Source organism: Neisseria sp. HMSC070H10, assembly GCF_001837635.1.
GTDB lineage: Bacteria > Pseudomonadota > Gammaproteobacteria > Burkholderiales > Neisseriaceae > Neisseria > Neisseria subflava_A.
Window position 1 is genome coordinate 89185 of sequence record NZ_KV833380.1, and the last position, 18882, is coordinate 108066.

The following is an 18882-nucleotide window of genomic DNA, read 5'->3' on the forward strand; positions in this document are numbered from 1 at the left end:
ACGTCAAAAGGCGTTAAAATGTCGTTTTACCTCCTCTTTCTGTAACCGAAATGCAACCCCAATACTATATCGGCATCATGTCAGGAACCAGCATGGACGGTGCCGATGCCGTACTGATTCAAATGCAGGGCAAGCAATGGCAACGAGCCGTTACCCACAGCTTTCTACCCTATTCAGACGGCCTGCGCCAAGAATTGTTGGCACTACAAGACATAGGCGAAAATGAATTGCACAGAAGCAATATCCTGGCGCAAACACTCAGCCGCCTATACGCCCAAACCGTACAGCAACTGTTGGCAGAGCAAAACCTGTCGGCTCAAGACATTGCCGCGATCGGCTGCCACGGACAAACCATCCGCCATGCGCCTGAACACGGTTACAGCATTCAACTGGTCAACCTCCCCCTGTTAGCCGAACTGACCGGCATTTTCACAATTGGCGACTTCCGCAGCCGCGACCTTGCCTGCAATGGTCAAGGTGCGCCCCTCGTCCCCGCTTTTCACGAAGCGCTGTTTCAAGATGCGAATGAAACCCGCGCCGTACTCAACATTGGCGGCATTTCCAATATCAGCATCCTCCCGCCCGATAGCCCTTCTTTCGGCTTCGATACTGGCCCCGGCAATATGCTGATGGACGCATGGATGCAACATATTTGGCAGCAGCCTTACGACAAAAATGGGGAAAAAGCCGCACAAGGCAAAATCCTCCCTGACCTGCTCGCTTCCCTGCTCGACCATCCTTACTTCAGCCGCCCTTATCCCAAAAGTACAGGCCGAGAGTTGTTTTCCCTAAGCTGGCTTCAAGGCCGTCTGAAAGGTAATGAAAAGCCGGAAGATGTCATGCGCACATTGGTCTTTTATACCGCACAAACCATTTTTGATGCGACCAAACAAGCTGCTCCGGCGATTCATCATCTTTATATCTGCGGCGGCGGCATCCGCAATCCGGTTTTGATGCAAGACTTGGAAACCCTGTTTTCTCCCGTCACCAAATTGCACAGCACAGCCAAGCTCCATCTTGACCCGCAATGGGTCGAAGCCGCCGCTTTTGCCTGGCTTGCAGCCTGTTGGTGCAATCAAGTTCCGAGCAACCCCCACCATGCAACCGGCGCACATTCACACCGAATCTTAGGTTCGGGACATTACGGCAACTAAAGTTGAATCAATAAAAAGGCCGTCTGAACATTTTCAGACGGCCTTTACTATATTAGCCTTTCCTTTTTTTTATGGGTTGTAAATAATGCTGCACGTCCTTTATAAAAATCTAAGTTAAACAAATCAATATTAAAATGTTTGCAATATTCAGCAACCATATCAACCGTTAATCGCTCCTTTTTGATTCTTTTTTCATAGCTAGTTAAGTTCTCAAATTCAAAAGGTTTTCCACTTTGTTCAAAAGTTGTTTTACTGGTTTCTTTATGCACCATAATTGTTCTACTTTCTACTGCATATTCTGAGATTTTATTTGCACCATTTCGCCAATGAAACATTACCGCACCAAATTCATCTTTCTTAAAATCTGGAGAAAGATATAAGCTGATATTCTGTATCCCCCATGTTTCGGATAGATAACTAGGTTGGCTAAATACGTCTGTACCACGATATCCATTTTCCATATATAAGCACCATTCAGAAGCAGTCTCTAAAATAATATATTTATTGGGGTATCTCAGCGCAAAAGGTTCCAACATTTTAATTTTATCCGACAAACTTAATTCATCAGATACTTTTTGATGATGTACCGTCCACCCCCATATTAGACCAAGCTCTTGCAATCTTTGCTCAAAGCGTAACACCATCTCATTAAATGGAATTTTAAAGAAACACAAATGAGTGGTATGAGGTTTATGATCTTGTAAAAAAAACTGTGGGTTATTCATAATCAATCTAACGTCCTTAAAATAACAATAGCATCTTTATCATTGCTGAATATTCGATCTGCGTGTGGTATTCCGCGCGATGAAGTGCTTCGATCGTACTCAATATACACCCTTTTACCTGATGGAAGCATTGCTTGCAAGTCTGGGCGGCATATTCCTACGCGACAAAGATTTCCATTAACCTGTTGCTGATTAATCCTAATATCTGTCGCACCTAAATTTTTTAAATAAATTGCATCAGCTTGTACAGCTTGGTTTTGTGTTAAAGTTTTACCAATAGTCCTCCCTTCTAGCTTTTTTACTTCTGTTGGTATGGGATTAACAGCATTCTTCTTCCGGCAAACGATTGATTTTCACACGGGCAATCCGTTGCCCATCCTTCTCAACCACCTCAAAACGCCAGCCATGGTAATCGATGAAATCACCTACATCAGGAATACTTTGCAACTCTTCCATAATCAAGCCGGCAACGGTATGAAAGTCCGCATCTTCCTCTTGAGCAGGCAGATTTAACTGAGAAGCCAATTCCACATACTCCAATGCACCATCCACAGACAGTGTTTCATCCTGACTGGCTGGAGCAGCTTCTTCTTCCTCACGCTCAAACTCTTCGGGGAACTCACCGGCAATGGTTTCCAATAAATCTTTCATGGTTACCATGCCTAACACCGCACCAAACTCATCCACCACCAAGGCATAATCCGCGCTGCTTTGACGGAACAATTCAATCGCATTCAACGCCGTCGTACTGTCCGGCAAAATCAATGGTTGGCGCAAGGCCGTCTGAATATTGATTTCTCCCGATTCAAGCAGCTGGTTCAGTAAATCTTTTTTACTGATATAGCCCAAAGGCTCATCTACACCTGCCTTACCAACAACCAACAAACGGCTATACGGCGTATTTTTCAACTGCGCATTTTGTTCTTCCCGACTTTGGGAAATATCCAATTTCTCGATTTCCCGACGCGGAATCATCACGCCCATAATCGGACGCTCCGCCAAAGTCAGCACGCTGCGAATCATGGATTTTTCGTTTTCTTCAAAATGCTCGTCATCGCCGCCGTTATCTCCTGCTTTTGCCAAAATGCTTTCGCGGATACCCATCATACCCAACACATTTTCAGCGGTGCGCTTACGCCAAGAAGTACTGATGTAGTCATTTTTGCGGGCATTCTTTTGCGAAACCTGATTAAACAGCTCGATCAAAATCGAGAAACCGATCGCCGCATACAAATAGCCTTTCGGAATATGGAAATGGAAGGCTTCCGCAATCAGGCTGAAACCAATCATCAACAAGAAACCCAAACACAACATCACAACGGTCGGATGCTTGTCCACAAAGGCAGTCAACGGTTTGCTGGCAGAAATCATCACCGTCATCGCCACAACAACCGCACCCATTGCCACCACAATATGATCCACCATCGCCACTGCCGTAATAACAGAATCGATAGAGAAAACTGCATCCAAAATCAAGATTTGCGCCACAACGCCCCAAAAAGAAGAATGCTTCTTCTGTCCTTCAGCAACCGCAAATTGATTGTGGCCCTCAAGGCGTTCGTGCAGCTCAGTAGTCGCTTTATAAAGCAGGAAAATACCGCCGGCAAACATAATCATGTCTTTACCGGAAATCTCCAAGCCGCCCAACTCAAACAAAGGTCGAGTCAGCGTCATGATGTGCGCCATAAAGCCCAGCATAAAAATCCGAATAACTACGGCCAAACCCAAGCCCGTTATCCGTGCCTTATCACGTTGCGACGGTTTAACCTTGTTTGCCAAAATCGCTACGAAAACAAGGTTATCAATACCTAAAACAACTTCCAAAACCAGAAGCGTGGCAAAGCCTATCCAAGTATGCGGCTCGGCCAACCAACTGAAATCCATAATGATAGCGTTCCTTTAAAATACAAAAAGGCAGCCGTTCCGCTTAAAACGGACAGACTGCCAAATTTCGGGCATAGATAAAGGGAAAGAAGCGGTATAACAACTACTCTGCTCTGCGTCTTTCATGAAAATTTTATGCCTCGGTCAACAATAATGGCAAACAGTTTATCAGTTTGACGAAAGAAAGGCAAAGTCTGACAGCATATTTTCTTTTAAAAACAGTCTATACCATCACTTACCAGCTTTCAGACGGCCTTTTCTTACTTGATAAAACCATCAATCGGCGCATAACCCAAGAAATCTGCCTGATCATTCAATATCACAACCCATTCTTTACTTCGCGCACTGGTAAACGGCAAGAAATACAACTCTTTCCCATTGTTTTCCAATGAAGCCTGTTTAAAAATTGATTCCTCACTCATGCCACGGGCTTTTACCAAGACAGACAACGGTTTCATTACCTTACGAATTTTCTCACGTTCCTGTTGCGAATCTGGCAACCACCAAGAAGGCCTCATACTCGGTTCAATACCTTTCAAAGACAAATCAAGACTTTGGTTAGCCTCATCTGGACTCATTGCTTCACGTAACCCAACACGACGCACGCCAAACCAAGATAAACCCTGCAAATCCTTCGGAGCATGGCTCAAGTCATTGACATCAATTTCTGCAGCAGTTACCACATTTATCCTATCGGTTTCGAATGCGGAAACCACTGGACGCGCCAAAGATACGTTGTACAAACCATAAATTAAAGCAACCAGCTGAATCATGCCGATTAAGGAAAAATCAATAATCCTCTCTTTAAGTTTCTTGCTCGGGCTGGCAAGAATCAAAGTCAGCAACGGGCCGCAAACAATATCTACTGAAATGACCAGTTTATATAAAGCCAATCCGCCTGTCAGTTCGGCATACGGATAAGGATACCAAACTCCAAATACCAACAAAGCGGCCAATCCTGCCAAAATCAGACTAATCAACAAATGCCATGCCGCATTTTTTAATGCGAACCGAAAGCGTGGTGAAGAATGTAATGTATGTCCGTTTTCCATAGATAACAATAAGATATTATTTCTTCTATAAATATTATGTATAGCTTAAAAAATAAATGAGATATTTAAATATGCTGGTAGGCCGTCTGAAAATTGAAGCATTAACTGCAACCATCTCACCACGCATTATTAATATGTTTAAAATACCAATAAATAGATAAAATAAAAACCACCATACAAGATGGTGGTTTTAAAATTTGGCTCCCCGACCTGGGCTCGAACCAGGGACCTGCGGATTAACAGTCCGTCGCTCTACCGACTGAGCTATCGGGGAATTAAAGATGGAATTATATAGAAAATATCAGAAACTTGTCAAGCAACAATCTATATAAAAACAAAAATATTTTATATCTTTTTAATTTATAAAACTTTATAAGATTTCAGCAATTTGTTTGGCCGCACGTTTCGCATCCAACAAAATCAAGCCCAATTTACCGCTTTCTTTTGCCATCAATACCAACACTGCATTTTCACCTGCTTGACTCAACAGAATATAGCCATTTTTACCTTTAACCATTACCTGATCCAACTCACCGCAAGCCAACTCATGTACGGAACGATTACCCAATGCCAAAAGCGTTGCCGACATCGCACCTACACGGTCTGCATTCAGGTGGGAAGGCAGCATGGTTGCGATCGGCAGGCCGTCTGTAGAAATAACTGCAGAAGCAGTGATATCAGCAGAGGTATTGTTCAAATCGCTTAATACAGAGATTAATAGTTGTTGCATAGTCGCTCCATTCTAAAATAAATATCGGTCAGGCAAAAATCAACGGCTGCCGTATCGGTGGTACAGCACTTTAACCAAAGTAACAAAAGCCTCTTTATTTAAGTCAGGCATTCCGCCAATTACCAAAATCAGCTTGGTCATGCCAATATACAGGGGGAAAAAGGTCAATTCACTTTGGCCTGAAGGATCACAAATACCCCATGCACTATTATTGATATGCAGGTTATTGCGAATCAAAAGACGGTGTTTGTCTTCCATTTTGGCCACTTCACTCGCCAAAAGGCCCAACTCTTCCGCAGCCTCGTGATGGAAATTAGCATTGGCAAAATACAAACCGTTTTCATCAGCCAATAAAGCTTTGCCAGAATTAGACAACTGTTCCAACAATGTAGGCAATTGCTCGTCAGTCAAATGGATATCGTCTGTGCTGATTTCTTCATCACCATACAAAAATTCCAAGCGTTGGAGGCGATACAGTAGGTTCAAAGCGGTATTGATGTCGCTGGTATCCGCCCATGCCAAGATTTTTTCGCTGCTGATGGTTTCAGACGGCTCTGCACGCAACAGGCCATACAATAAAGTTCTGCTGGCACTGGGCGTATCATTTGAAACAGCATAATACGCACCCGCCGGTGTAATCTTAGGATATAAATTTGCTTGTAAAGAAAGTGTCGCTTCCATCTTATACCTCTAATCCGGGGTCAATTGAGAACAACATAGCAGTAACTAATTGTTTTACATCGTCTTCTCGACGCGCATCAATCTCAAAAACCGGTACATTAAAATTATTCTGTGCTAAATATTTTTGATAAACATCCACGCTTGGTAAGGATCGGATATCCATCTTCGTTACCCCTACAACCAAAGGCGCTTTTTTCAGCAATTCCCGGAATGCATCCAAGAAGAATTGCAAGTCTTTCAATGGATTGCTTCTTGTATTATCCAAAAGAAGCACCAAACCCATACTGCCTTGGCTCAGAATTTCCCACATGAAATTAAAACGCTCCTGACCAGGCGTACCATAAAGATGGACCTTGGTTTCCTCATCCAAATGAATGACACCGTAATCCATCGCTACAGTCGTGTACCCCTTGCGGACAAGTGTCATATCGGATGCGGATGCATCGGTTTGAACCGGTGGTTCATCAGATAAAGCTGAAATTGCAGTGGTTTTACCTACGCCAACAGGACCGGTAAAGATAATTTTATTTTCTTTCATGACGTGTCCTTTACGATTTACCCAGCAACTTACGCATCAGGCGTTGCAACAGGCCGCGAGGTTGTTCTTTCGACGGACCGGCAATTTTTTGAGCCTCTTTGCTCATTGCTGTTTCAGGTACGTCTTTGCTATTCACATCAATCTGTTCGTTCAATGAAGGCGTATTGTTCGCATCAGTTGCAAACTCTGTATCTGTCGCCAAAAAGCCGGTCATATATGTTGCCGATAAATAGTTCAAAATATCAGGCATTTCTAAAGGCATAACTTTATAGAGGATGTTCAGATTAACAGACGTTTTCGTCAGAAATGCCGACAGACGCATAGATTCCGGAACATGTGCCAAACGGGTTAAGTTTGGCCACCGCTTGAGTGTAAAAACAGTTTGCGGCGTCATCGGATAAATCAGACGGCCTGATGCAGTCCAAATAGCCATTTGCCACAAGCATGACATAATGGTGACTTTGGCTTTTTCTTTCCATTGAGGATTATCAGGAACAGCCTTACACACGACAGCCAAGTTATCGTTCTTACACAATTTCTCCAACTCATTGGCACTGACTGTCAACAGTACACGCTGAATACTAGGAAACACGATTAATATCGGCTTGCCTTCATGCAAGACAGCAACATCTTGATGTCCTTGACTGGCAAATTTCAGCGCGCCCAACAAGCCTTTATTTGGATTAAATCGGCGAATGGTTGCTTTTCTAGTGCCATCGGAATTTGATTGTCTTTTATTCTCTTCAGCCGCTTGTTGCTCAGACGGCTCAAAAACATTGCCACCTTGAGCCAGGCTGCGCAAAACAGGAAACAAGGTATCAAATTTGACCGGCTTAGCCAAATAAGGAGTCATTACTGTCGGCAACTCGGAAGAAAACATAGCCACAGGTACTTCCGGATAAGTTTTCTTCGACTCTTTCCAAGCTTCTACACCTGCCGGAGTATCGGTATCAACCAATACCAAATCCGGTTTTTCATCAGAATCAGGGGAAACGATGACGTAATTCGTCGTATTGTGCATTTTAAATGCCATACGGAATACCGCCTGCTGTTGCTCACCCATCTCCTGTAACATAACCCGTATGGTTTTAATTTTTGGTAAATGATTATTCATCACTCGTACTTTCTACGATTATCTTATTTTTTTGAATATTGGTTCATTCGTTGCAAGAGACGGCTCATTGCCAAGACAACCTCTTCAGGCAGGCTGACAACACGTTCACGCAACAAGCGCAGAAATTGTTCCAAACGTCCCCAATCTTCAACGCGTTCGTACAAATCAAACAAGATAATGTATAACTGCGATTCTTGAGGATACTGCAAAACAGCCTGTTCCAAAGTACCGATGGCCAAATCCAACTGACCATAGGCCAACAAAGATTCGACTTCTTTCACGGCTTCATCTGCAGGTGAAGAGCTCGCGCTGATGACTGAAGAGTCTTTTTGAACCAACTCACGATATTTGGCTTTCATCTGCAAAGAACTTGGCTGGATATAACCGCGTTTCAAGCCAATCTCTTTAATTTGCTGTTCAGACGGCCCTTTTTCCAAATCATCAAAAATTTCGTGATAACCAAGGCTATAACCCCAACCAAGCATACGTTCTTTTACTTGACGGCCATATTGACCCAAAGAGTGGTAAAGCTTCCACAGATGCTTGGCAAACTGCCCTACTTCTTCATTCTGATAATCCAGACGCAAGGCATCGATAATGAGATCAGCAGGCTTCGCAGAAGTTTGGATTGCTTTGTTGTATTGATGCAAAGCAGTCTCGTAGCTAATCTTGTCTTTCAGGATTTTTGCACTGCGTTCCGGTTTGGCAAAACCAATAACCGCACCCATCTCTTCAGGGCTAATTTCGCCAAAATCTTTCTTACCTAATACGATAGGCGCATGTTTGCCCATACCAGGAACGACAATACGTTCAACCGAATCGTTCTCAAAGGCAATATGTCCGTCGGAAGCAACTTCGAAACCGCTTTGTTCGCCAATTTGACGATCGACTTCCTGCATATTCCAACCAAGATGATGCTCGGCAAAAACACGCAGGCGCAGGTTAGTAGAATCCAAAGCCAGACCGGCTTTCAGGTATTCGGCTACACTATCTTCTGAAAGTGAGGCACTATGACGCTCAAGTGTATCCGCCAGCATGTCGATATTACCGACCCGCAGATTCAAACCGATTAATTCATGAACCAGCTTTTCCGGAGCGCCGTCTTCCAAAGTATTGAGATAACCGGCCAAAGACTCTGCAGCCTTACTCTCATAGCCGAACTGTTTATAAACCTGATATTCGGTCAACGGATCGACTTCTTGTGCGGAAACAGAAGCTGTTGCATCGTTTGATCCGCTTCCGCCCCATTCCCAGTCTTGATTATCCGCATTGGAAACTGTCTGGTTGACTTTCTCAATCCAGTCGTTTCCATCCTCAGAGGAGGCTGTATGAGCAGCAGATGTACGGCCGCTTTTTGATGCATGTACGCTTTGTTTGTCTGAATTGTTACTTTGTTTATGACGAACAAAAACCAACACCAGCAAAAAAAGCACCAGCAAAAGAATAGTTAAAAGTTGATAGTTCAAGAACACCTCCCGGTCTTGTGCTGCAAACTGCATTTATTAACATCTGTTGCTTTACACGCAACTTCAACGCTATTAATTCCCAAAACGAATGATGATAACATGAACGCACCCATTTTCACATTAGAAACCCTACCCCCATAAAGGACTTGATACCAATTTACAACTCAAACACACCAATGGATTCAACATGCGAGGTTTGTGCAAACATATTCATGATTCCTACCGCCTTAAACTTATAGCCCTTATCAACCAAGACACCGGCATCTCGTGCAAATGTTGATGGATTGCACGAAACATACACTATCTTCTGAGGCAAAAACGGCTTGTGTAGCGATTTGACAACAGCATAAGCCCCGTTTCTCGGAGGATCCAGCAACATCTTGTCAAATTGCCCCCACGACTCAACAGTTTTTTCATCGGTATCGAACAAGTCTGCAACAGAAAACGTCATATTCTCGGCACAACGATTCAGGCGTGCATTTTCCCTTGCCCTATCGACCAAATAATCGGCACCTTCAATACCGACAACCGATGCACCACTTTTTGCCAGCGGCAAACTAAAATTGCCCAAACCGCAAAACAAATCGGCAATCCTCTCCCCTTTTTGAGGGTTTAAAAGCCTGACCGCCCTTGCCACCATCACTTCGTTCAATTGCGCATTAATCTGCGTAAAATCACCCGGCTTGTAAGGCATTTCCACATCAAATTGAGCAAAAGTATAGTTCAGGGCAGGCGCGTTCTCAGGGTAAAACGGCAAGGACTCGGCATGATCCTGCAGCCATATTTGCCATGCCTTTTCAGCACCCGACAATATCTTATCAAACCAATTACGCAATTCGCTTAATATTTGTCCAAACGGTTGATTTACGAAACGAATGTTGAATACGGTCACATTTTTTCCGCAATAAAACTCAACAAATTTCACTTTCACACCGTCATCATGCAGCTTTTGCAGCAAATTGCGGACATCAGGCAACCTATCGGACACATGCTTAGGCAAAATATGGCAATGGCGGATATTGACGACATCATGGCTTTTTTTGGCCTGAAAACCGAGTTTCAGACGGCCTTGCTTATCCATCGAAACACTTAAACGTGCTCTATCGCGATAATACCAGGAGTAACCATATAAAGGGAGCAAAATTATCTCAGGCTTGACCTTACCTATCCGTTCCAACTGCTCTTCTAAAATCCGTTGCTTTAATGCAACTTGCGCGCCAAAGGAAACATGTTGGAGCGAACAGCCACCACATGTATCAAAATAGCAACAAGCGGGCTCAACGCGTTCGGAAGAAGGTTTTAAAACCGTTTCGACCTGAGCTTCTGCAAACTGCTTTTTTTCCTTATGAATGGCAAACGTTACACGCTCTCCGGGCAGCGCACCGCCGATGAATACAGTCTTCCCATCGACTCTGGCAACACCCCTGCCCTCATAATCCAAAGAAAAAACTTCCGCCTCTTGATACCGTTCTTTCACACTCATACCGTTTCCGTCAGACAGCCGCTTACCGGCCTTCTGACTGTCTTTCAATACCGAAAGCGCATATTTTCTCACAAAAACACAGAGTTTCAGGTATCATGCGCCAAAAACTTTCATTTCAATCCCTACAAAAAAAAGACGACATGAAAAAATTATTCCTTGGCCTGACAGCCGCCCTTCTGACCTCGGCCGCTGCTGCAAACACACTTATTCCAGACGTCTCTCCCGCCTCTTCCGGACAACACGTCGTTATCAATATTACGCAACAGCGTTTGTTCCTCTACGACAACGGCAAACTGAGCAAAATTTATCCTGTTGCCGTCGGTAAAGCCATGACCCAAACTACACTGGGCGAACACAAAATCGGCGCCAAAGCCTACAACCCGGTTTGGCATATCCCTAAATCCATCCAAAAAGAACGCAATGACGGCGTAAAAAGCGTACCTGCCGGCCCGAATAATCCGCTTGGTCCCGTATTTGTCCGTCTTGGCGACCCCAAATTAAGCCTGGGCATTCACGGCACCAATGCCCCTGCCAGCGTGCCCGGTGTCCGCAGCCATGGTTGCGTGCGCATGAAATCGCCTGATGCATTGGAATTTGCCAAAACCATCGCAACAGGTGCTCCTGCCTCCGTTATCTACCAAATGGCAAGCCTGAACGAAGATGCCAACCAAAACTTGTGGCTGGCTGCCTATCGCGACCCGTACAACAAGAAAAACCTTGATACGGCTGCCCTGAAAAAAAGCATTGCCGCTTGGGCAAAAGCGCACGGCAAAACCATTCCTGCAGCGCGTGTGGATGCAATCCTGAAAGGACGCACCGGCGCGGCAAACTGTCTGACCTGCGCCAAAGGCGTGAAACTCAAATCACCTTTGAAGTCTTTGGCATGGACCAGCGGCACGGATGCTTACAGCAAACCAAAAGTCATACCGAAACCGGCTCCTGCTAAAGATGTGGTATTGCCTCAAGGCACTGAAATCGAAGTCGATGCTACCGACGATACAAACAAAGCAGCATCCGAACCGAAACAAAGCGTTCGTCCGACTCCGGTGAAACCGGCAAAACCTGCTGCCAAACCGGCAACCACTCCTGCCGAGACGCCTGCTTCCGTGCCTAAAGCCGCTTCCGAACCGGCTACTGCCCCGGCCTCTGCGCCTGTAAAAGAGGCTCCGGCAAGCAGCGAACCGGAAGATTTGCTGTTCTAAGCAGAACAAAACACATAGCCAAAGGCCGTCTGAAACGAATTGTTCAGACGGCCTTTTCGTATTACTGGATATTGGAAATATAGGCCCCTCTTGATTCAGACGGCCTTTTTACTTTCCAAATATTCTGACAAGCCGCGTTCGCGCAAAATACAGCTCGGGCATTCATGACAACCGCCGACCACGCCGTTATAACAGGTATGCGTCCGCTCGCGAATGTAATCCAACACACCCATTTCATCCGCCAATGCCCATGTTTGCGCTTTGGTTAAATACATCAAGGGCGTGTGGATTTGAAAAGCGTAATCCATAGCCAGATTCAGCGTAACATTCATCGACTTGACGAACACATCGCGACAGTCGGGATAACCGGAAAAGTCGGTTTCGCATACGCCGGCAATGATATGGCGTATCCCCTGCCCTTTGGCGTAAATGGCGGCATAAAGCAAAAACAAAGCATTGCGTCCATCTACAAATGTATTGGGCAGGCCGTCTGAAGCTGTTTCAATGGATGCCGTATCATCCATCAAGGCATTATGCGTAATCTGTTGCATCAGGCTCAAATCGAGTACCGTCTGCTTTACACCCAAATCTTGGGCAATCCAACGCGCGCGCTCCAATTCGATGGCGTGGCGTTGCCCATATTGAAAAGTGATAGCCTGCACATTTTCACGGCCATAGGTTTGAATTGCCTGAATCAGGCAGGTTGTTGAATCCTGCCCGCCCGAAAAAATAACGAGGGCCTGCTGTTTTTCCATAGTAAATTCCTAGTTTTGTTAACGCGGGAGGTTTGCGAACCGCGTGATTCGAAGATTGACGGATTATAACGGATTTCGTCTATAATCACGGCACTTCATTTTCTTTTATATAGCATAATCATGAGCATCTACGCCCTGAAACCAAAATTCCAAAACCTGTTGCGCCCCATTGTTAAGAGACTGTATCAAAAAGGCATTACTGCCAATCAGGTTACCCTGTTTGCCTGCGCCGTTTCCATTTTGATCGGTTTGCTTTTAGCATTGTTTGCAGGTGTATCCACATTATTCTGGCTTTTACCGATCTGGTTGTTTGTCCGTATGGCACTGAATGCGATGGACGGTATGCTGGCACGAGAGTTCGGCCAACAATCGGCATTGGGCGGCTATTTGAATGAAATCACCGATATTGCCGCCGATGCTGCTTTATATCTGCCTTTTGCCTTTATCGCGCCCTTCGGTGGCGTACAAATTGCCCTGTTTATTTGGCTGGCGGCAATGACCGAGTTTTGCGGCGTTTTGGGACAAGTTCATGGCAACGGCCGTCGTTATGACGGGCCATTCGGCAAAAGCGACCGCGCATTCTTTATCGGCGCATTGGCCGTATGGTATGCAATCGCCGGCAGCTTCCATTCGACTTTCTATATCCTTATGTGGCTGGCCTGCGCGGCACTGGTTTACACCTGCTACAAACGTGTCATCAATGGCTTGAAGGCCGTCTGAAACTTATCCACGTTCTTGGGTTAATCATCATTGATTAGAGTATTCAAACCCATCAACCTGTTTTACTGAAAACAAAAAGGCCGTCTGAAACCATAAACTATCGGTTTCAGACGGCCTTTTATTCGTCAGCGAAGATAACTTACTGTTTACCCAGTTGACTGTAATCTACCAACATATACTTGGCAGTAATTTTCTGCGAAGCATTGCCTTCATCGCCCATCAGAATCATCTGCGGCTTGCCGTTAACGGTAATCGAATCGACGGCCTCAACGTTAGTGATGTGTTGCAGGTTAGGCAGAGAGATTTTTTGCGGTTCATCAGTCGGGTTACCGCTCCAAGTCCACAGTTGCGAGAATTTCTGTCCATTCTCATCCTTCACTTCATTAGCAATCACGTAGGTTTTCAACACAGGATCATAGTTGAGGGAACGGATACCGCCGCCATCAATATCAATCACCGCCACTTCATCAAATTCAGGTTTGGCATTGCGCTCAAACACATCTTTCGGGTTGCTGATAAATGCGACCAAAGCCATATTGTTGAACTCAGGATCACGGAAGCCCAAAACAAGACGTTTTTTCACCGGATCAAACGCCATGCCCTCAATATTGATTTCTTCAAAAGAAACTTCAGCCTTGGTTCGCTCGCGAATCAAATCATGCAGCTTGTGATCGGTTTCCAAAACCTGAGTCAGATTGTCGTAGCTGGTCAGCCCCAACACATTGCCGTCTTGGATTTTAAAGCGCATCAGGTGTTCGCGGTCGGGCGAACGGTTGCCTTTACGGGTACGCGAATGTGAAGTCAGCGCGTAGATAAAGCCTTCATCATCGCGCGCCAAAGCCTCCAAGTCGCTGAGACGGCGTTTGAAACCGGTAATCACGCGCGTATCCAATGCCTCGTCTTCCACAAACCTGCCGGTTTTATCAATGCTGACAATACTGAACGCATGGTTGGGTTCGTCTTCCGCAATCAACAAATTGCCGTCCGGAAGCTGTTGTACGGCGGAAGGCTCGTACACACCGTTAAACATATTGATCCCCATCGAACGCAACTCTGCCGCATTGTTGGCCGGCGGTATCAGCAATGACGGCAATGTTTTCACGCCAATAAACGCCACCAGTGAAGCCAGTAAGCCCCAGCGGAATACCGCGTAAGACAAATTGATGTATTTGAACTGTTTGTCCGCCAACAAACCAAGCCAATAAAGATGGTCGCTCATCTTTTCATAGATTTGTTTACGGTCGCCCATAATCTCCTGCATCATTTCCCAATATTGATCTTTTTGCAGTTTCACACGGTCTTCATAAATCAAAATATTGGGTTGGCTGCCGCCAAAAAAGCGCGTTTCGGTACTACTGAGGCGGGTTTTCAAATCCCGCAGTTTAGAACGGCCGCGGATAAAATCCTTAAACCATGTTCGCGCCGCCTGCATTTTGCCGATACGTTCCGGTGAAGCAGAAAGCAACGCAAACACGATAGACGCGGCGGCAGTAATCATAAACGTACTGGCCGGAATCAAAAATTCGGGCGACGATGAAAAAATAAACGCGCCCGAAATCATCAGTGCAGACACGATAAAACCATTCAGCGAAATCATAATATTCGCTTTGGTTGCCGCCAGCGCCAACAATTCCATCTCCGAGCGTACGGCGTTGCGGAACATGGTTTCCACGCCCTTATTCGTACCCAACAAATCAGGCGCATTCAAATCTTCGGCTTTATTTTTTTTCTTTTTTGCCTTGTCTTTTTTGCGTTTGGTTTTCTTTTTACTTTTTTCAGACGGCATCTCAGGATGTTCAACTGCTTCCTGACCTTCTACCACCTCCTGAATTTCTACCGCTTCAGCCGCAACACCAACTTCGTTTTCAACAGTATTGTTTCGATTGCGATCCCAAAAATCAACGTCCTGTTGGGAATCGGCAGATACGCCGTCGTTTAAAGGTTTGCCTTGGTCTCCCATCTGCTTCTGCCGGCCGTCTTCCTTCCAATCATTCAAATCCATATCATGACTCCCAACATCAAACACTTTGAATTAAATGGAAAATAAAAAACATATTTAGTTCATTTATTTTAGGTAATTTACATGCTGCTTACATTCTTTAAATACCTAAATAGCAAACTGCCGCAGAACCCCAAAGTCCTGCGACAATCCGCTTTGCATCAAAATATTAATAGTCGATGCGTTCTTTAATAATTTTCAAATCAGGATAAGACAAAACAATGTCGTACTCACGGCCATCTTTAAAAGCCTCGATATCCAACACAGGCTGGCCGCGACGGCTATCGGCTTCAACATCGTGAACTTGATAGCCGCGTTGCTCCAACATTTTTACGGCTTTAGCACGGTTTTGCTCGAAGTTTTTGTCGCTGTAGATTTTGTGTTCGATGTAATCGCTGGCACCGGCAGTAGCGGCAGACAAAGCAACGATGGCGGTCAATAAGAATTTTTTCATGTTTGATTTCCTTTTCAAATGTGTATTCGGGTTTCGATGGATGTATTAAAACACAGCAAAATTAGCAGTTAATTAGTGCTTGGTTAAACGCAGTAAAGGCCGTCTGAAAACTGTTCAGACGGCCTTTAACCTTAATCGTCAAATTTCAAACGTATTGCCCAAGTGTAAATCCGGAGGGTTAGAAACGATGAAAAGCCTGCAGCGAATATTCACCCAACAAATGGACAAACCATGAACAACTTTTGCGAAATCACCTTTTGCCAACAAATTGGCAGCAACAAACAGCACAACCAAGATGCCCTTTTTAACGGCGAGCAAGTGTTTCAATATAAACTCAAAACCGCTGAAACACGTCTTGAAACCCGTCCACGCTTTATCATCGGGATAGCCGACGGCATTTCCAATAGCAACCGTCCCGAAAAAGCCAGCAAATCAGCCATGCACTTATTAAGCCATACAGCCCAACTCAGCCGTCAAACCATCAATCATATACAAACCGCTTTATCTAAAGAGTTAGCAGAGGATTATTTTGGTTCCTCAACCACTTTTGTTGCCGCCGAAATCGACCAAACCACCGGCAAAACCAAAATTATCAGCGTAGGCGACAGTCGCACCTATTTGATTGATACACAAGGAAAATGGAAGCAACTGACCCAAGATCACTCGATACTCTCCGAATTGCTGGATGGTTTGTCGGATAAAAAAGAAGAAGGGTTTGCCACCATATATGGCGGCGTTTCTTCTTATCTAGTAGCAGATTATTCCGATTTCCAAGACAAAATGTGCCATATCGAACTTACGCTTAAAGCAGGAGAAAGCCTGCTGCTTTGTTCAGACGGCCTAAGTGACGCCCTTTCAAAAGAAATAAGAGAAAAAATTTGGCAACAACATGATAACGATAAGTCCCGCCTGACTGTGTTTCGTAAATTAATAGCGAAACAAAGAGTTTATGATGATATGTCGGTAGTAATTTGTAAGGTTATCCAAACACCCTCTATCTAACCTTTTAACAATCACTGTCATCAGTTTTAAGTGAAATTTGGAATCATCTTTTACCATTTCTCTCCATCATTGCATTTGTCCGATATGTCATGATACTGTTCAAAAAACATGACTATTAGGAGTTTCTCATGTCCGAACAGCAAAAATACTTTTCTACCCAAGACGGTACTTCGCTTTTCTACCGCTATCGCCCTGCTGCCAATGGTTCTTCCGACAAAGCCATTGTGCTGTTCCATCGCGGGCATGAGCACTCCGGCCGGATGATGTTTGTGGCGGATGAGCTGGGTTTCAACGATTTTTCCTATTTCGCTTGGGATGCGCGCGGTCATGGTTACAGCCCCGGTGAACGCGGCGATAGTCCGAGTATCAGCACTTCGGTTGCTGATGTAGATGATTTTATCCGCCACATCCAAAGCGAATACGGCATCAAGCCCGAAAACATCTGCGTGATCGCGCAAAGCGTCGGCGCGGTATTGGTTTCTACTTGGCTGCACGACTACGCGCCGAAAATCCGTTGCGCCGTATTGGCTTCGCCTGCGTTCAAAGTCAAACTCTATGTTCCGTTTGCCCGTACCGGTTTGAAAATTATGCAAAAATGGCGTGGTAATTTCTTTGTAAACAGTTACGTCAAAGCCCACTATCTGACCCACAATGTCGAACGTCAAAAAAGCTATGACAATGATCCGCTTATTGCCCGTGCTATTTCTGTGCGTATCCTGCTTGGTTTATACGAAGCCGCTGAACGTGTGGTTGCCGATGCGCAAGCCATTACTACGCCTGTACAGTTGTTGATTTCAGGCAGCGATTGGGTCGTTCATCACAAACCGCAACACGATTTCTACAACCGTTTGGGCAGCCATATTAAAGAGCGCCATATCCTACCCGGTTTCTACCACGATACTTTAGGCGAACAAAACCGTGAAATCGCTTTTGTTGAAATGCGCCGTTTTATCCGCGAGCGTTTCAATCAGCCTTTGCAACAAGTCGATCTGACTCAAGCGCACTTATTTGGAGACAGCCGTCGCGAAGCTGACGAACTGGCGACGCCTTTGCCTGTTTGCACGCCTCGCGGCGCATTTTGGGCAACATATCGCACCTCGCTCAAACTGGGTTCGCGCTGGAGTGAAGGCTTGAGAATCGGTCAAGAAATAGGTTTTGATTCAGGCAGCACACTGGATTACGTTTACCGCAATCAACCGCAAGGCAGCAATGCTTTCGGTGTATGGGTGGACAAATACTATCTCAACGCCATCGGCTGGCGCGGTATCCGCCAACGCAAAGTCAATATCGGCAAAGCCATTCAGACGGCCTCAGCCAAACTGCGTGAAGCAGGCAAACCTGTACACGTTTTGGATATTGCATCCGGTCATGGCCGCTATGTATTAGATGCCCTGACTGCCGATACATTACCTGATTCAGTACGCTTGCGCGATTACAGCCCGATTAATGTCGAAGCCGGCCGCAAGCTGATTGCCGAGCGCGGCTTACAAAACACGGTAACCTTCAATGAAGTCAATGCCTACGACCGCGCCAATTATCACGATTTGCAGCCGCGTCCAACGCTGGGCATCGTCTCCGGCTTGCACGAATTGTTTGCCGACAATGATTTGATTTTGAACTCGCTCTACGGCTTCGGAGAAGTCATTGAAACCGGCGGCTACCTGATTTACACCGGCCAACCTTGGCATCCGCAACTGGAAATGATTGCCCGCGCCCTGACCAGCCACAAAGCAGGCAGCCCAAACTGGGTAATGCGCCGCCGCAGTCAGCAGGAAATGGATCAGTTGGTTGAAAAAGCCGGTTTTGAAAAAATCCATCAATGGATAGACGAAGACGGTATTTTCACCGTGAGCTTGGCAGTGAAGAAATAAAAATAAAGGCCGTCTGAACAATTTTTTAACTTTCAGACGGCCTTATTTAAAC

At 45.3% G+C, this 18882-nt stretch carries 17 protein-coding genes, 1 tRNA gene and 1 riboswitch; of the genes, 5 read left to right on the plus strand and 13 right to left on the minus strand.

Annotated elements, in window-relative coordinates; all coding sequences use genetic code 11:
* Positions 1–50: 50 nt before the first annotated feature.
* Positions 51–1154 carry an anhydro-N-acetylmuramic acid kinase gene (locus tag HMPREF2606_RS08025; protein ID WP_070712252.1) on the plus strand — a complete coding sequence of 368 codons (1104 nt, stop codon included), beginning with the start codon at positions 51–53 and terminating at the stop codon, positions 1152–1154.
* A 47-nt stretch (positions 1155–1201) separates the two neighbouring features.
* On the opposite strand, the gene HMPREF2606_RS08030 is transcribed toward HMPREF2606_RS08025, so the two are convergent.
* The 10 genes from HMPREF2606_RS08030 to rlmD form a co-directional block, all read right to left on the minus strand.
* Positions 1202–1879, minus strand: coding sequence for a hypothetical protein (locus tag HMPREF2606_RS08030; RefSeq protein WP_070843485.1), 678 nt, complete (start codon positions 1877–1879; stop codon positions 1202–1204).
* Positions 1880–2197: 318 nt separating this feature from the next.
* Positions 2198–3763 (minus strand): TerC family protein, encoded by a 1566-nt coding sequence (locus HMPREF2606_RS08035; RefSeq protein WP_070843486.1) that lies wholly within the window; start codon positions 3761–3763, stop codon positions 2198–2200.
* Between the two features lie 260 nt (positions 3764–4023).
* Positions 4024–4815: a fimb protein gene (locus HMPREF2606_RS08040; protein WP_070843487.1), complete on the minus strand. Its 792-nt coding sequence runs from the start codon at positions 4813–4815 to the stop codon at positions 4024–4026.
* A 198-nt stretch (positions 4816–5013) separates the two neighbouring features.
* A tRNA-Asn gene (locus HMPREF2606_RS08045) sits at positions 5014–5089 on the minus strand.
* A 96-nt stretch (positions 5090–5185) separates the two neighbouring features.
* Complete coding sequence (locus HMPREF2606_RS08050) at positions 5186–5545, minus strand: roadblock/LC7 domain-containing protein (RefSeq protein ID WP_070460119.1); 360 nt, start codon at positions 5543–5545, stop codon at positions 5186–5188.
* A gap of 39 nt (positions 5546–5584) precedes the next feature.
* Positions 5585–6226 carry a peptidase M23 gene (locus tag HMPREF2606_RS08055; protein WP_070646666.1) on the minus strand — a complete coding sequence of 214 codons (642 nt, stop codon included), beginning with the start codon at positions 6224–6226 and terminating at the stop codon, positions 5585–5587.
* 1 nt (position 6227) lies between these two features.
* Complete coding sequence (locus tag HMPREF2606_RS08060) at positions 6228–6764, minus strand: GTP-binding protein (protein ID WP_003748733.1); 537 nt, start codon at positions 6762–6764, stop codon at positions 6228–6230.
* 10 nt (positions 6765–6774) lie between these two features.
* Complete coding sequence (locus tag HMPREF2606_RS08065) at positions 6775–7878, minus strand: response regulator (RefSeq protein ID WP_070843488.1); 1104 nt, start codon at positions 7876–7878, stop codon at positions 6775–6777.
* 23 nt (positions 7879–7901) lie between these two features.
* Positions 7902–9377: a 23S rRNA methyltransferase gene (locus HMPREF2606_RS08070; protein WP_070843489.1), complete on the minus strand. Its 1476-nt coding sequence runs from the start codon at positions 9375–9377 to the stop codon at positions 7902–7904.
* A 124-nt stretch (positions 9378–9501) separates the two neighbouring features.
* A complete protein-coding gene (gene rlmD / locus HMPREF2606_RS08075) occupies positions 9502–10827 on the minus strand; it encodes a 23S rRNA (uracil(1939)-C(5))-methyltransferase RlmD (RefSeq protein WP_070712247.1) in 1326 nt (441 codons plus the stop codon).
* A 140-nt stretch (positions 10828–10967) separates the two neighbouring features.
* Here rlmD and HMPREF2606_RS08080 point away from each other — a divergent pair, with 140 nt between their 5' ends.
* On the plus strand, positions 10968–12029 hold the full coding sequence (locus HMPREF2606_RS08080) for a L,D-transpeptidase (RefSeq protein WP_070843500.1): 1062 nt from the start codon (positions 10968–10970) through the stop codon (positions 12027–12029).
* Between the two features lie 95 nt (positions 12030–12124).
* On the opposite strand, the gene queC is transcribed toward HMPREF2606_RS08080, so the two are convergent.
* Positions 12125–12784 (minus strand): 7-cyano-7-deazaguanine synthase QueC, encoded by a 660-nt coding sequence (queC, locus tag HMPREF2606_RS08085; RefSeq protein WP_070712246.1) that lies wholly within the window; start codon positions 12782–12784, stop codon positions 12125–12127.
* 3 nt (positions 12785–12787) lie between these two features.
* A riboswitch (PreQ1 riboswitch) is annotated at positions 12788–12833 on the minus strand.
* Positions 12834–12904: 71 nt separating this feature from the next.
* On the opposite strand from queC, the gene HMPREF2606_RS08090 reads away from it, so the two are divergent.
* Complete coding sequence (locus HMPREF2606_RS08090; protein WP_070712245.1) at positions 12905–13504, plus strand: CDP-alcohol phosphatidyltransferase family protein; 600 nt, start codon at positions 12905–12907, stop codon at positions 13502–13504.
* A gap of 139 nt (positions 13505–13643) precedes the next feature.
* On the opposite strand, the gene HMPREF2606_RS08095 is transcribed toward HMPREF2606_RS08090, so the two are convergent.
* Together HMPREF2606_RS08095 and HMPREF2606_RS08100 are read right to left on the minus strand one after the other, a co-directional pair.
* Complete coding sequence (locus HMPREF2606_RS08095; RefSeq protein ID WP_070843490.1) at positions 13644–15506, minus strand: Pycsar system effector family protein; 1863 nt, start codon at positions 15504–15506, stop codon at positions 13644–13646.
* Positions 15507–15672: 166 nt separating this feature from the next.
* Positions 15673–15957 (minus strand): PepSY domain-containing protein, encoded by a 285-nt coding sequence (locus tag HMPREF2606_RS08100; RefSeq protein ID WP_003684382.1) that lies wholly within the window; start codon positions 15955–15957, stop codon positions 15673–15675.
* 231 nt (positions 15958–16188) lie between these two features.
* Here HMPREF2606_RS08100 and HMPREF2606_RS08105 point away from each other — a divergent pair, with 231 nt between their 5' ends.
* Together HMPREF2606_RS08105 and HMPREF2606_RS08110 are read left to right on the plus strand one after the other, a co-directional pair.
* Complete coding sequence (locus tag HMPREF2606_RS08105; protein WP_070843491.1) at positions 16189–16959, plus strand: PP2C family protein-serine/threonine phosphatase; 771 nt, start codon at positions 16189–16191, stop codon at positions 16957–16959.
* Positions 16960–17087: 128 nt separating this feature from the next.
* Positions 17088–18830: a bifunctional alpha/beta hydrolase/class I SAM-dependent methyltransferase gene (locus HMPREF2606_RS08110; protein WP_070712242.1), complete on the plus strand. Its 1743-nt coding sequence runs from the start codon at positions 17088–17090 to the stop codon at positions 18828–18830.
* The last annotated feature ends 52 nt before the right edge of the window (positions 18831–18882 follow it).